At 72.6% G+C, this 13,641-nt stretch carries 14 protein-coding genes; 7 read left to right on the top strand and 7 right to left on the bottom strand.

Features of this window, described 5'->3' with window-relative positions; all coding sequences use genetic code 11:
- Positions 1-209: 209 nt before the first annotated feature.
- From ACFYOY_RS02785 to ACFYOY_RS02775, 3 genes are all read left to right on the top strand, one after another.
- Complete coding sequence (locus tag ACFYOY_RS02785) at positions 210-851, top strand: DUF6758 family protein (RefSeq protein ID WP_059145236.1); 642 nt, start codon at positions 210-212, stop codon at positions 849-851.
- 151 nt (positions 852-1,002) lie between these two features.
- A complete protein-coding gene (locus ACFYOY_RS02780; protein ID WP_351879771.1) occupies positions 1,003-1,857 on the top strand; it encodes a PHP domain-containing protein in 855 nt (284 codons plus the stop codon).
- 116 nt (positions 1,858-1,973) lie between these two features.
- Positions 1,974-2,579, top strand: a complete 606-nt coding sequence (locus ACFYOY_RS02775) for a MarC family protein (RefSeq protein WP_351879774.1) — start codon at positions 1,974-1,976, stop codon at positions 2,577-2,579.
- 75 nt (positions 2,580-2,654) lie between these two features.
- Here ACFYOY_RS02775 and ACFYOY_RS02770 read toward each other — a convergent pair whose 3' ends face one another.
- On the bottom strand, positions 2,655-2,807 hold the full coding sequence (locus tag ACFYOY_RS02770; RefSeq protein WP_086708585.1) for a hypothetical protein: 153 nt from the start codon (positions 2,805-2,807) through the stop codon (positions 2,655-2,657).
- Positions 2,808-3,023: 216 nt separating this feature from the next.
- Here ACFYOY_RS02770 and ACFYOY_RS02765 point away from each other — a divergent pair, with 216 nt between their 5' ends.
- Positions 3,024-3,953, top strand: coding sequence for an NYN domain-containing protein (locus tag ACFYOY_RS02765; protein ID WP_351879777.1), 930 nt, complete (start codon positions 3,024-3,026; stop codon positions 3,951-3,953).
- 63 nt (positions 3,954-4,016) lie between these two features.
- On the opposite strand, the gene ACFYOY_RS02760 is transcribed toward ACFYOY_RS02765, so the two are convergent.
- Complete coding sequence (locus ACFYOY_RS02760) at positions 4,017-4,883, bottom strand: alpha/beta fold hydrolase (protein WP_388584367.1); 867 nt, start codon at positions 4,881-4,883, stop codon at positions 4,017-4,019.
- 105 nt (positions 4,884-4,988) lie between these two features.
- Entirely contained in the window at positions 4,989-7,406 is a 2,418-nt protein-coding gene (locus ACFYOY_RS02755) for a DEAD/DEAH box helicase (RefSeq protein WP_351879783.1), read from the bottom strand.
- A gap of 453 nt (positions 7,407-7,859) precedes the next feature.
- Here ACFYOY_RS02755 and ACFYOY_RS02750 point away from each other — a divergent pair, with 453 nt between their 5' ends.
- The gene (locus ACFYOY_RS02750; protein ID WP_351879786.1) at positions 7,860-8,669 is read left to right on the top strand and encodes a ferritin-like fold-containing protein; all 810 of its coding nucleotides are present in this window, start codon (positions 7,860-7,862) and stop codon (positions 8,667-8,669) included.
- Between the two features lie 145 nt (positions 8,670-8,814).
- Here the strand turns inward: ACFYOY_RS02750 and ACFYOY_RS02745 are convergent, their stop codons facing one another.
- From ACFYOY_RS02745 to ACFYOY_RS02730, 4 genes are all read right to left on the bottom strand, one after another.
- Positions 8,815-9,087 (bottom strand): hypothetical protein, encoded by a 273-nt coding sequence (locus ACFYOY_RS02745; RefSeq protein ID WP_351879789.1) that lies wholly within the window; start codon positions 9,085-9,087, stop codon positions 8,815-8,817.
- 207 nt (positions 9,088-9,294) lie between these two features.
- Positions 9,295-9,522 carry a DUF3107 domain-containing protein gene (locus tag ACFYOY_RS02740; RefSeq protein WP_179959813.1) on the bottom strand — a complete coding sequence of 76 codons (228 nt, stop codon included), beginning with the start codon at positions 9,520-9,522 and terminating at the stop codon, positions 9,295-9,297.
- 200 nt (positions 9,523-9,722) lie between these two features.
- A complete protein-coding gene (locus ACFYOY_RS02735; RefSeq protein ID WP_351879792.1) occupies positions 9,723-10,364 on the bottom strand; it encodes a TetR/AcrR family transcriptional regulator in 642 nt (213 codons plus the stop codon).
- Between the two features lie 137 nt (positions 10,365-10,501).
- Positions 10,502-10,732: a hypothetical protein gene (locus ACFYOY_RS02730; RefSeq protein WP_351879795.1), complete on the bottom strand. Its 231-nt coding sequence runs from the start codon at positions 10,730-10,732 to the stop codon at positions 10,502-10,504.
- 226 nt (positions 10,733-10,958) lie between these two features.
- Between ACFYOY_RS02730 and ACFYOY_RS02725 the strand changes: the two genes are divergently transcribed.
- The gene (locus ACFYOY_RS02725; protein WP_351879798.1) at positions 10,959-11,993 is read left to right on the top strand and encodes an alpha/beta hydrolase; all 1,035 of its coding nucleotides are present in this window, start codon (positions 10,959-10,961) and stop codon (positions 11,991-11,993) included.
- Positions 11,977-13,485, top strand: coding sequence for a DUF3152 domain-containing protein (locus ACFYOY_RS02720; RefSeq protein ID WP_351879801.1), 1,509 nt, complete (start codon positions 11,977-11,979; stop codon positions 13,483-13,485). Before ACFYOY_RS02725 ends, ACFYOY_RS02720 begins: the two co-directional genes overlap by 17 nt.
- The last annotated feature ends 156 nt before the right edge of the window (positions 13,486-13,641 follow it).

Genomic DNA, 13,641 nt, shown 5'->3' with positions numbered 1-13,641 from the left:
TCTTTCGCGGGAGGGGCGCCGGACGAACTCCGGTCCGGGGAACGTCGGCGCCGACGGCACATCCCTTCCGGGGGCGCCGGACGGGAACTCCTGCGGGGCGCCGGACGCGAACTCCTGCGGGGCGCCGGACGGGAACTCCTGCGGGAAGTGACCTCCGGACGGGTGATCGTCCTTGACGCGACGACGACCGGGGAGGACCGTGGGGGCCTATGAGGGGCGAACCCAGTTGCCCGAAATGCGGTGGCCGGGTGCGAGCACCCGGTCTCTTCGCCGACTCCTGGCAGTGCGGAGTGCACGGCACGGTGCACCCTCAACAGCCGGTCGTTCCGCCGAGCGTCGAAGCGCTCGTGGTGGTCACCAATCGCGCCCGGGTGCCGGTATGGATGCCGTGGCCGCTGCCCGTGGGCTGGCTGTTCACCGGTGTGGCCTGCGCCGGGGACGACCGTAGCGGCGGCCGCGCCACCGCCGTGGCCTGCTCCGGCCCCGGACCGCTGGGCGGCCCGGGGGAGCTTTTGCTGATCGCCGAGGAACTGGGCGTCGGACTCGGCGCGCGTTTCGCGGGCATCCCGGGGCCCGATCCGGGGCCGGGGATGCGGGTCGACAAGCCGCCGCACGTCAAGGTGCTGGCCGCCGGGCGGCCCACCCCGCTGTGGCATGTCGAAGGCACCCCGGACGACCGCGCCGTCTTCGCGGGCGAGGCGTGCGGGCTGTGGCTGTGGGCGGTCGTCTGGCCCGAGCAGACCGGGCTGCTGATGTACGACGAGATGGTGCTCACCGATCTGCGGGACGCGGGGGCCGAGGTCGACCTGGTGCCCTGCGGGGCGCTCTCACCGAGGCTGCTCTCGCCCTGATCCGCCTCGCCGCCGGAGTCTTACCGCCGGAGCCTCGCCGCTGGTGGCGGCTCCAGCGCGGGTCAAGGGGCGCCGACCCGGGCATCTCCGGGCGTGGTTATGCTGGGGCGTCCCCATCAACCCGCCCCGAACGCAGCTTGGAGCCCGTGCCGTGCGCATCGATCTGCACACCCACTCCACTGCCTCGGACGGTACGGACACCCCCGCCGAGCTGGTGCGCAATGCCGCCGCCGCGGGTCTGGACGTCGTCGCGCTCACCGACCACGACACCGTCGGCGGCTATGCGGAGGCGACGCGGGCGCTGCCCTCCGGGCTGACCCTGGTCACCGGCGCCGAGCTGTCCTGCCGCCTGAACGGGGTGAGCCTGCACATGCTGGCGTACCTCTTCGACCCGGACGAGCCCGAGCTGGCGGCCGAGCGCGAACTGGTGCGCGACGACCGGGTGCCCCGGGCCCAGGCGATGGTCGCGAAGCTGCGCGAGCTGGAGGTGCCGATCACCTGGGAGCGGGTGGCGGAGATCGCCGGGGACGGGGCCGTCGGACGGCCGCACATCGCCACCGCGCTGGTCGAGCTGGGCGTCGTGGCGAGCGTCTCGGACGCCTTCACCCAGGACTGGCTGGCCGACGGCGGCCGGGCGCATGTGGAGAAGCACGAGTCGGACCCCTTCGAGGCGATCCGGCTGATCAAGGGCGCCGGCGGGGTCGCGGTCTTCGCGCATCCGCGGGCCGTCAAGCGGGGCCAGTGCGTACCGGAGAGCGCGATCGGCGAGCTGGCGGCGGCGGGTCTCGCCGGTATCGAGGTCGACCACATGGACCACGACGAGGACACCCGTGCGCGGCTGCGCGGCCTCGCCGCCGAGCTCGGTCTGCTCACCACCGGTTCCAGCGACTACCACGGCAGCCGTAAGACCTGTCGGCTCGGCGAGTACACGACCGATCCCGAGGTCTACGGGGAGATCGTGCGCCGGGCGACCGGGGCCTTCCCGGTGCCGGGCGCGGGCGGCTGAGCGCGCCCCTCCCGCTGTCCTTTCCCTCCTCCTCGCCTTCCCTTCTCCCGCCATCCCTCCGTTTCCCGTACCGCATCAGCGCCGCACCGCTGCTCGTCCCCGCAAGGCCATTCACCGTGTTCGACGCCGCCGTCTTCGGCTCCCTCTTCCTCACCCTTTTCGTGATCATGGACCCGCCGGGCATCACACCCATCTTTCTCGCGCTGACCTCGGGCCGTCCGGCCAAGGTGCAGCGCAGGATGGCGGGCCAGGCCGCGGCCGTCGCCTTCGGCGTCATCGCCGTCTTCGGCATCGGCGGTCAGCAGATCCTCGACTATCTGCATGTCTCCGTCCCCGCGCTGATGATCGCGGGCGGGCTGCTGCTCCTGCTGATCGCGCTCAGTCTGCTGACCGGTAAGAGCGACGAGCCGAGCCAGACCAAGGACGTCAATGTGGCGCTGGTCCCGCTCGGCATGCCGCTGCTGGCCGGGCCGGGCGCGATCGTCTCGGTGATCCTCGCCGTCCAGCACGCGCCCGGGCTCGCCGATCAGGTGGCGGTGTGGTCCGCGATCGTGGCCATGCATGTCGTGCTGTGGCTCACCATGCGCTACTCGCTGCTGATCATTCGCGTGATCAAGGAAGGGGGAGTGGTGCTGGTCACCCGGCTGTCCGGGATGATGCTCTCCGCCATCGCGGTCCAGCAGATCATCAACGGGGTCCTCCAGGTGGCCCACACCGCCTGACATGACACAAGCGCCCCCGTACCGTCGCGGTACGGGGGCGCTCGACGCTCTGTGCTGCTGGAGGGCCTTACGGCACTACCGGGCGGCGGTCTCGGCTGGACGGATGTAGATGCGCTGGCCGATAGCGGCGGCCTGCTGCACGATCCGGTTGACGGAGGCGGCGTCTACGACGGTGCTCTCGATGGCACTGCCATCGACATCGTCAAGGCGCATGATCTCGAAGCGCAAGTGGCTTCTCCCTTCGTCTGATCCTCCTGAAGGAGAACTGATGTGTACGGAGCCGCGCAGCGTCGCTGCCGCGCCCTCCTGTACGTGTTCAACGAGAGGGTCCCCCAAAAACATTCCCTACGCTAATAAAATTTTTTCGCAGCCTAAGTATCTGCTGGTGGCCGGGGCAGGGTCCGGTTGTGCCTCTTACACGGCCGCCCGGAGAATGAACCGCGTATGAGTGAAGCGATGCCTCCGGGCCCACCAGACCTCGCCTCGATCGTCGCGGGCATCGAGCGCACCAACGAGCTGCTGCAGCGCGTGCTCGCCGAGGTCGCGACCACGCCCTCGACGCACGCGATCTTCGTGGACGCGGGGTATGTCTACGCGGCCGCCGGCCGGCTCGTCGCGGGCACGGAGGACCGCCGTGCGTTCGAGCTGGACGCCGAGGGGCTCATCGAGGCGTTCATCGACAAGGCGCGCACGATCTTCCCGGACAGCAGGCTGCTGCGGGTCTACTGGTTCGACGGCGCCCGGCGCCGGATCCACACCTCGGAGCAGCAGAGCATCGCGGAGCTGCCCGACGTCAAGGTCCGGCTCGGCAACCTCAACGCCAACAACCAGCAGAAGGGCGTCGACTCGCTCATCCGCTCCGACCTGGAATCCCTCGCCCGCCACCGCGCCATCGGCGACGCCGTGCTGATCGGCGGCGACGAGGACCTGGTCTCCGCCGTCGAGGCGGCCCAGGGCTACGGGGCACGCGTCCATCTGTGGGGCATCGAGGCCCTCGACGGGCGCAACCAGGCCGAGCCGCTGCTGTGGGAGGTCGACAGCCAGCGCACCTTCGACCTCGACTTCTGCAAGCCGTACGTCACCCGGCGGGCCACCGGCTACGAGCTGAACGGTGACTCGCCGCTGTGCGGGCCCGCCCCAACCCGGGACGAGGTGCGCTTCGTCGGGGCGCAGATCGCCGCCCAATGGCTGTCCGCACGCGGCCGCGAGACGCTCGCGGAGCTACTGCCGGGCCATCCGTATCTGCCCGGCTCCGTGGACCAGGAGCTGCTGATCGACGCGGAGGGGCTGCTGCGGCTCTCGCTGCGTGCCCACGCCGATCTGCGGCGGGCCCTGCGGGACGGCTTCTGGGAGCATCTGCAGGCGCAGTACTGAGCCTTTCCGAGCGCTTCCGAGCCTCCTTTGGCTCAGCCCGCGTCGCTCAGTCCACGTCGCAGCTCAGCCCACGTCGCGCCAGAAGGAGACCAGGGCGTCGGCGGTGGGGTGGGCCCGCTCGGTGTTGGGGGAGTGCCCGGCGCCCTCGATCACGGTCCGGCGGGCGACCAGCCGTTTGGCCATCTCGTCGATCAGCGGCACCGGCCAGGCGTAGTCCGACTCACCGGAGAGCACATGGGTGCGCAGCCGCAGCGCCGCGAGCTCATCGACCCGGTCCGGCTCATCGGACAGCTGCCGCCCTGTGACGATCAGCTGCTCCGGTACGGTCCCGAGCCAGCGCTGATGCAGGAACTCCGCCACCCCGGGCGGTGTCGCCGCGTCGGCCGCCTCGGGCGGATCCAGCTCGCGCATCGCCTGCCATACGGACTCCATGTCCATCACGGTCAGCGCATCGATCAGCAGCTTGATCCGGGCGCACTGCGGGGCGGAGATGGCCGCCGGGCCGGAACTCATGATCGTCAGTGAGGCGAACGCCCCCGGGTCGCGCAGTACGGCCGCCCGCGCGATCAGCCCGCCGAGCGAATGCCCGAGCAGATGGACGGGGTTCTCGGTCGCCGCGCTCAGGGCGGTGGCCTGCGCGAGCAGGTCCTGGGCCAGCTCGTCCTGGGCGTACGCGGCCTCCTTACGGGGGCCAGGACTCTCGTGCTGCCCCCGCCCGTCGATGGCGACGACCCGGAAGCCGGCCGAGGAGAGCGGCTCCAGCAACGCGATGAAGTCCTCCTTGCTCCCGGTGAACCCCGGGACCAGCAGGACGGTCCCGTGCGCGGCCGAAGCGGGCCGCGCGTCATGGACGGCGAACTCCCCGCGCGCGGTCCGGAGGCGGTACGCGCGGGCGCCCGCGGGCAGTGTGAGAAAGGGCGGCCTGCTCATGGGATGAGGCTATACAGGTCGCGGGAAACGGTACGTGAACGCCCAGGGGCCCGCCCCGCGGTGTCGCGGAACGGGCCCCTGGCCATGCGCTGTGGCGCGGTCGCGTCAGCCTTCGGCCGCGGCCTCGACGGCCTCGGCAGCCTTGGCGCGCGTACGGCGCCGGGGTTTGGCGGGCGCGGCCTCGGTACCGGCCTCGTCCGCCGCCGGTGCCGCTGTGTCGGCCTTGGCAGCCTTGGCGCGGGTCCGGCGCGGCTTGGCGGGGGCCTCGGTGGCCTCCGTCTCCGGCTGTGCGTCGGCGGTCGCCTTGGCGGTGGCGCGGGTGCGGCGCCGGGGCGTGGCCGCCTCGGCGGTGCCCTCGGCCGTCTCCACGGCCGCCTGTGCGGCGTCCGCGGCCTTGGCGCGGGTACGGCGCCGCGGCTTGGCTGCCTCGGCGGCGTCGGTGGCCTCGGCGGTGCCTTCGGCGGTCTCGACAGCGGCTTCCGCGGCCTTCGTGGCCTTGGCCCGGGTGCGCCGCGGCTTGGCGGGGGCCTCGGCGGTCTCCGTCTCCGGCTGTGCGTCGGCGGTCGCCTTGGCGGTGGCGCGGGTGCGGCGCCGGGTCGTGGCGGGGGCCTCCACGGCCTCCGGCTGCGCCTCGACGGTGCCCTCGGCCGTGTCGACAGCGGCTTCCGCGGCCTCGGCAGCCTTGGCGCGGGTGCGGCGCCGGGGCGTGGCGGGGGCCTCCACGGCCTCCGGCTGCGCCTCGACGGTCTCGACGGCGTTCACCGCCCCCGTCGTGCCCTCGGCCGTTTCCACGGCGGTCTGGGCCGCGTCGGTGGCCTTGGCGCGGGTACGGCGGCGCGGCTTGGCGGGTGCCTCTACGGCAGCCTCCGTGGCCTCCACCGTCGTCACCGCGGTCTCCGCCGACTCGACGGCGACGGCGCTCGCGGACTCCTCCGGGGCGCCCTCGGTGCCCTCGGCCGTCTCGACGGCCGCTGTCGCCGCCTCGGCGGTCCTGGCGGCGCCACGGGTGCGGCGGCGGCGCGGCTTCGCGGAAGCCTCGGCGGGCTCCGCCTCCGGCTGGGCCGCCTCCGCCGTGTCGACGGCGGCCGTGGCCGCCTCGGGGTGGGCCGTCGCCGCGCCGCCGCGCGTACGGCGGCGTCGGCGGGGCCGACGGGGCTCGGTGGCACCCTCGGCGGTGTCGGCGGCGGACTCGGCCGCCGCCGCGCCCTCCGGGGCGCCCGCGCCGTCCGTGGACATACCGCCACGGGTGCGGCGGCGTACCCGGCGGTTGCGCGGCGGGCGCTCCTCCGTGGCCGGGGCGGCGGCCCGGCGGCCGCGGCCACCCCGGCCCCCGGTCTCGCCCAGGTCCTCGATCTCCTCGGCGGCGAGCCCCGCCCGGGTGCGCTCACCACGCGGGAGCACACCGGTGGTGCCCTCGGGGATGTTCAGCAGCTCGAAGAGGTGCTCGGAGGTGGAGTACGTCTCCTCCGGCTCATGGAACGCCAGGTCCAGCGCCTTGTTGATCAGCTGCCAGCGCGGGATGTCGTCCCAGTCGACGAGCGTGATGGCGATGCCCGAGGCGCCCGCGCGGCCCGTACGGCCGATGCGGTGCAGATAGGTCTTCTCGTCCTCGGGCGACTGGTAATTGATCACATGCGTGACGCCCTCGACGTCGATGCCGCGCGCGGCGACGTCGGTGCACACCAGCACATCGACCTTGCCGTTGCGGAAGGCGCGCAGCGCCTGCTCGCGCGCCCCCTGGCCGAGGTCGCCGTGGACCGCGCCGGAGGCGAAGCCTCGGCGCGCGAGCTGATCGGCGATGTCGGCGGCGGTCCGCTTCGTACGGCAGAAGATCATCGCGAGGCCGCGGCCATCGGCCTGCAGCACCCGCGCCACGACCTCCGGCTTGTCCAGCGAGTGGGCCCGGAAGACATGCTGGGTGATGTTGGCCACGGTCGCGCCCTCGTCGTCCGGCGCGGTGGCGCGGATGTGCGTGGGCTGTGACATATAGCGCCGGGCCAGCGAGATGACCTGGCCCGGCATGGTGGCCGAGAAGAGCATCGTCTGGCGTTTGGCGGGCAGCAGCTGGATGATCTTCTCGACGTCGGGCAGGAAGCCCAGGTCGAGCATTTCATCGGCCTCGTCCAGGACGAGCGCCTTGACGGAGGAGAGCCGCAGCTTCTTCTGGCCCGCCAGGTCCAGCAGCCGGCCCGGAGTGCCGACGACCACGTCGACGCCCTTCTTCAGGGCCTCGACCTGCGGTTCGTAGGCGCGGCCGCCGTAAATCGACAGGACGCGGACGGCGCGGACCTTGCCGGCCGTCAGAAGGTCGTTGGTCACCTGCTGGCACAGCTCCCGGGTGGGGACGACCACGAGCGCCTGCGGGGCGTCGGTCAGCTGCTCGGGCTTGGCCCGGCCCGCCTCGACGTCCGCGGAGACGACGACGCGCTCCAGCAGGGGCAGGCCGAAGCCCAGCGTCTTGCCGGTGCCGGTCTTCGCCTGGCCGATGACGTCGTTGCCGGAGAGGGCAACCGGAAGCGTCATCTCCTGGATGGGGAACGGGGACGTGATGCCGACGGCTTCCAGGGCCTCGGCCGTCTCGGGGAGGATCCCGAGTTCTCGGAAAGTGGTCAGGATGCTTGCCTCTTCTGTGAGACGCGGCGAGAAGCGGCGAAGGGGGTCGCACGGCGCCCGGGTGCACCGGCCTTGGGGATGCCGGTTCGGCGCGGGACCACGGCCTTCGCTCGAGCGCTCACGCCGCGAGCGGGTCCCTCCTGCCATGCGCATAGGTGATGCGCGCCGCGCGGAGGGCGGTCGGGTTTGGAGCCGATCGGGCCACCGACCGGGCATCCGCATTCGTGGAACAACCCGCCGATACTCGACGGGCGCATTTATCACTGTACCCCGGAAGCACGCATCTGTGACCGGGCTGTCCGATGCGGCGCCTCCGTGGGCATGGCTGACCAGGGCCTTCCCCGGGGCGCGGAGGGGGCTATTGTGCGCTCCATGGAGACGCCTGACACGCCTGAGACGCCCGCCGCGACCCCCGGGGACCACGCCGGGGACCACGCAGCTTCGGGGGAGGGCAGCGAGGAGAAGGCCCCGGAGCCCACCGGGATCGCCGCCCAGAACTGGGACACGGCGGCCGCCGATCCGCAGTACCGGGCCGCCGTGGTGGATCTGCTCGGCGCCCTCGCCTACGGCGAGCTGGCCGCCTTCGAGCGGCTGGCGGAGGACGCCAAGCTGGCGCCCACGCTCGAGGACAAGGCGGAGCTGGCGAAGATGGCGTCCGCCGAGTTCCACCACTTCGAGCGGCTTCGGGGCCGGCTCTCGGCGGTCGGCGAGGAGCCGACGGCGGCGATGGAGCCGTTCGCGGCGGCACTGGACGGGTTCCACCGCCAGACCGCGCCGTCCGACTGGCTGGAGGGCCTGGTCAAGGCGTACGTGGGCGACTCGATCGCCAGTGACTTCTACCGCGAGGTGGCGGCCCGGCTGGATTCCGACACCCGCGATCTGGTGCTCCAGGTGCTCGACGACACCGGCCACGCGTCGTTCGCGATCGAGAAGGTGCGTGCCGCGATCGAGGCCGATCCGCGGGTCGGCGGGCGGCTGGCGCTGTGGGCGCGGCGGCTGATGGGCGAGGCGCTGTCGCAGGCCCAGCGGGTGGTCGCGGACCGTGATGCGCTCTCCACGATGCTGGTCGGCGGGTTGGCGGACGGCTTCGACCTGGCGGAGGTGGGCCGGATGTTCTCACGGATCACCGAGGCCCACACCAAGCGGATGGCCGCCCTGGGGCTCGCCGCCTGAGCCCTTCCGGCGGATCTTCGCGCCTGTGACCTCAGCGGCCGATGCCGAGGGGCCCGCGGCGTCTGGTGCGTGGGGCGCCTCCCCGGGGCAGCCGGGGGTCGCCGTGCCAGGCGTCGCGGGCCCGTGAACAGCGGCCGGACAGGTCCTACGCCGGGGCCGAACGCCGACGGCGCGTCCTGGCGGGGCGGATGAGCAGCGACAGCAGGGCAGCGGCGAAGCCGAGCGCGACGATCAGCACGGGCGCCGTGTGCCCGGAGCCCAGCACCGTATGGGTCAGCAGAGCGCCCAGCAGCGCGGCGGCGGGGCCGGTGGCCAGGACGAGGCGCCGCGCGGGCAGCCTTCGGGGGAGCCGGTGCAGCGCCCCGTACGCGATGACGAGACCGATCAGTACCGAGGCGAGCGCTTCCCAGAACAGCATTGGCGCGTCCTTCCCGTAAGCGGATCGGAACCGACACGTGATCACGCGTCGGTCGGACCCGTCCTACCCGCGCCCGAGCGGGGGCAACCCTGCCCACGGGGGCGGTCCGTGGTGCCCGGCGTGCTGGGGGCGTGCGAGCGCGCGCACAAACAGCGGCGGGGTTTGGTGGAATGTTCCACCAAACCCCGCCGCTGTCGGCTGAATACGTCAGGCCGCGCCGAAACCGACCTTGCGGGCGCTCGGCTCGCCGAGCTCGATGTAGGCGAGCCGGTCGGCCGGGACCAGGACCTTGCGGCCGTGGCTGTCCTCCAGGATCAGCACCTGAGCCTTGCCGCCGAGCGCCTCGGCCACCAGGCGCTCGACCTCCTCGGCAGACTGCCCGCTCTCCAAGGTGATCTCGCGGGGCGCGTGCTGCACGCCGATCTTGACCTCCACGGCCTTGTCCCTCCGACGGTCATTTGGGGTAGCGCGGCCATCCGCGCTGTACCCAGCACACACTAGCCGTGCCGGGACACCCGCCGGGGGCCGCGGGCGCACGCCGGCAGCGAACACACCCGCCGTCGCGAACACACCTCCTCGCGGCCCCGAGCACTCGTGGCCCCGGGCCCGCGTGGCCGGAAATGGCGCCCCGGCGCTCAGTGGCCGCCCTCGGCCCCGTGCAGCGGGAAGCCCGCGATACCGCGCCAGGCCAGCGAGGTGAGCAACTGCACAGCGGACTCCCGCGGCACCTCGCTCTCGCTGGAGAGCCAGTAGCGCGCGACCACCTGGGAGATCCCGCCGAGGCCCACGGCCAGCAGCATCGATTCGTCCCTGGACAGCCCGGTGTCCTCGGCGATGACCTCGCTGATCGCCTCGGCGCACTGCAGCGAGACGCGGTCCACGCGCTCGCGCACCGCGGGCTCGTTGGTGAGATCGGACTCGAAGACGAGCCGGAAGGCGCCGCCTTCCTCCTCGACGTAGGCGAAGTACGCCTCCATGGTCGCCGCGACGCGCTGCTTGTTCTCGGTGGTCGAGGCGAGTGCGGTGCGCACCGCGTGCAGCAGGGACTCGCAGTGCTGGTCGAGCAGGGCCAGATAGAGCTCCAGCTTGCCCGGGAAGTGCTGGTAGAGCACCGGCTTGCTGACCCCGGCGCGCTCGGCGATGTCATCCATCGCGGCGGCGTGGTAGCCCTGGGCCACGAAGACCTCCTGAGCGGCCCCCAGGAGCTGATTACGTCGGGCTCGGCGCGGAAGGCGCGTACCCCGTGGGCGCGCCTCGGTCTGCTCGATGGCTGTCACGCCGCCTCCCAATGAATGATCCCTATGCACGATGTCCATCGCGTCCGCCATCGTACTTTTCGGTAACAGTGCGGCGCGCGGTTCGTGCGGAGAATTTCACGGACCGGACTCTATGAAAAGCCCACAAATGACGCAGGTCATCGGTAGTCCTCCTCGTTCACCTCGACCACCCGGGCCTGTTCCGCGCGGTCGGCCTCGTTGGCTTCCACGAACTCGTCCGTCCTGGGCGGTTCGTCGCGGCGGACGATCACCTCGCGATGTTGTTCGGCGGCGTCCGCCTCGGGAGCCTCGACGTCGTACACGGCGGTTTCGTCGGTGTTCTCGACGGAGTCCTCGAAGGTGTCTGGGTCGGTTGGGTCGATGGACATGTACTCCCCTTCCCTGTGCCCTGTGGCGGTTGCCACTGACGGCCACCCGTGGTGGCGTCCCGTCCTACTGACGGCTTACCCACTGGCGACTACCCGTGGCGGCTACCCAGGGGCAAGGCGATCGCCCCTGTGGCTTACGAGCCTAGGAGAGATCACTTTCGGACGCTACGCGGTCTGTGAGCGTGAACACACGGTCGCGCGCGTGATCGTCTCGTAACATTGGCGCATGTCTTCGACCGAGCCGCCGGAATCCCGCATCCTCGCGGCGGTGCCGCCCGCGAGGTCCGTGCGGGTCGGAGCGGGTGAGAAGCTGCGGACCGCTTCCCTTCCGGGGCTCACGATGACCGTGCGCTGCCGTCCGTCATCCGCCTCCGGATCGCCGCCCGCGCTGTTCGTGCACGGCCTCGGCGGCTCCTCGCAGAACTGGTCGGCGCTCATGGAGCTGCTCGCCGACCGGGTGGAGGGCGAGGCACTCGACCTCCCCGGCTTCGGCGACTCCCCGCCGCCGGACGACGGCAACTACTCCATAACCGGCCACGCCCGCGCCGTGATCCGCTATCTCGACGCGCAGGATCGCGGCCCCGTCCATCTGGTCGGCAATTCGATGGGCGGCGCGATCACCACGCGCGTCGCGGCGGTGCGGCCGGATCTGGTGCGCACCCTCACTCTTGTCTCGCCCGCGCTGCCCGAGCTGCGCCCGCAGCGCACCGCGGTGCCGACCGGTCTGCTCGCGGTGCCCGGGGTGACCCGGCTGTTCACCCGCATGACGCGGGACTGGGACGCGGAGCGGCGCACCCGCGAAGTGATGTTCCTCACTTTCGGTGACCCGTCTCTTGTCAGCCGGGAGGACTTCGCCTACGCGGTCGAGGAGTTCGAGCGCCGGCTCGCCCTCCCGTACTTCTGGGACGCGCTGAGCCGCTCGGCACGTGGTGTCGTCGACTCGTACACCCTGGGCGGCCAGCACTCTCTGTGGCGTCAGGCCGAGCGGGTGCTCGCCCCGACGCTCCTCGTCTACGGCGGCCGCGACCAGCTGGTGTCCGTAAGGATGGCGCAGCGGGCGAACGCGACCTTCCGCGACTCGCGTCTGCTGACGCTGTTGGACGCCGGGCATGTGGCGATGATGGAGTATCCCGAAGCGGTGGCGCGCGGGATGCGCGAGCTGCTCGATGGCGTTGAAGAACGAGATGACCGGGACAGCCGGAAGGCGCGGGGGGCCGTACCGGCGTCCGGCGCGGACGGGAGCGGTGCGGCGCGTGGGTAAACACAGCGCACGTGGCAGCCAGGAGGGCCGGGAACGCCGGTCCGCGGCGGCGGGCTCCGGACAGGGGCACGGCTCGGGCCCGGAGTTCGTCGAGCACACTTCATCCGGCGCGGCCCCGGAGGGCGACAGACCGGGCACCGGACGGCGCCGCGCCGCGGCGGGGCCGGGTGCAGTGGACCCAGGGGTGACCCCGCCGCAGGGCGTGCCGAGGCTGCCCTACGGGGCGGGCGGCCCCGCGGCGCGCACCAGGGGCGGGCATCCCGAGCAGCGCGAGGCGGGCGGCGGCTGGGGCGCGGTCGGTGGCCGCGGCGGCGGTCCGGGCGGGGCCAGGGGCCCCGGCGCTCCCGGCGGTCCGCGACCCCCTTACGGCATGCGCACCATGAACCCGTCGCAGCGCCCGACCACGGGCGGCACGGGCGGCGCGGCCGGTCTGATGCCCGGCCCGCGCAAGGAGTACGTCGAGGCGTTCGACACCCCCGACGCCCTGGACTGCGACGGCGATGACGTCTTCGCCGCGGGGGCACCGGGCGGAGTGCCCCCGCAGCGCCGTACGCAGCGGTCGGCCACCCCCTCCGACGGGATCGGCGGCGGCTCCGGCGGTGACGGCGGGAGCGGACCGGACGACGACGAGACGGGGCCCGCGGGCAAGGGGGCGCGCGGCGTCACCAAGAGCGGTAGGGGACGCACCTTCACCGGTGTCGCCGCCGCGGCCGTGACCACCGTGCTGGCCGTCGTGGTGGCCGGACAGGTGGCGAGCGGACCGCACAGCGGCGGTAAGACGCAGGCTCAGGACGGCCCGGAGCGTGGCGACGCCGCCGCCCGCGGCGGTCGCGACTCCCGCGCCGACGACGGCCGCGGGGCGGCCCGCTCGGCGGGCCCGGCGGCCCCCGTCACCTACGACGCGAAGATGGCGACTGTCTTCCCGCTCGACGCCAAGCTGCGCGGGTCCGGCTCCTTCCAGGCCGTCGGCGGGCACGACAAGGCCCCCGGCCGGGGCCAGGTGATGCGCTACCGCGTCGATGTGGAGAAGGGACTGCCCCTCGACGGCGAGCTGTTCGCCGAGGCCGTGCACAAGACGCTCAACGACGAACGCAGTTGGGCACACGGCGGCGTTCGCACCTTCGAGCGGGTCTCGTCCGGCCATGCGGACTTCGTCATCACCCTCGCGAGTCCCGGGACCACGGCGGTGTGGTGCGCCAAGTCCGGCCTCGACACCACCGAGGACAACGTCTCCTGCGACTCGGCGTCCACCGAGCGCGTCATGATCAATGCCTATCGGTGGGCGCAGGGCGCCAAGACCTATGGCGACGACAAGATGCACTCGTACCGCCAGATGCTCATCAACCACGAGGTCGGCCACCGTCTCGGCCACAACCACGAGATCTGCTCCAAGCAGGGCGCGCTGGCGCCGGTGATGATGCAGCAGACCAAGTTCCTGTCGACGGACGGCGCCGCCTGCCGCCCCAACGCCTGGCCGTTCCCCAAGGGCTGACGGCCGCGCACTGGCCCATATAGCGCGTCGCAACGCCTGAATTCCCGATAGGTCACGTGCGTTCACCCCTTCCGGTGGTGGGGGGGGCCCCCCCCCCCCCCCCCCCGGGGGGGGGGGCCCGGCCCCCCCCCCCCCCCCCCCGGCGGGCGGCCCCCC

Source organism: Streptomyces sp. NPDC007875 (assembly GCF_042868035.1).
In the GTDB taxonomy this organism is placed as follows: domain Bacteria; phylum Actinomycetota; class Actinomycetes; order Streptomycetales; family Streptomycetaceae; genus Streptomyces; species Streptomyces antimycoticus.
The sequence above is the reverse complement of the archived record's forward strand: the minus strand, read 5'-3'. Positions and strand labels throughout refer to the sequence as shown.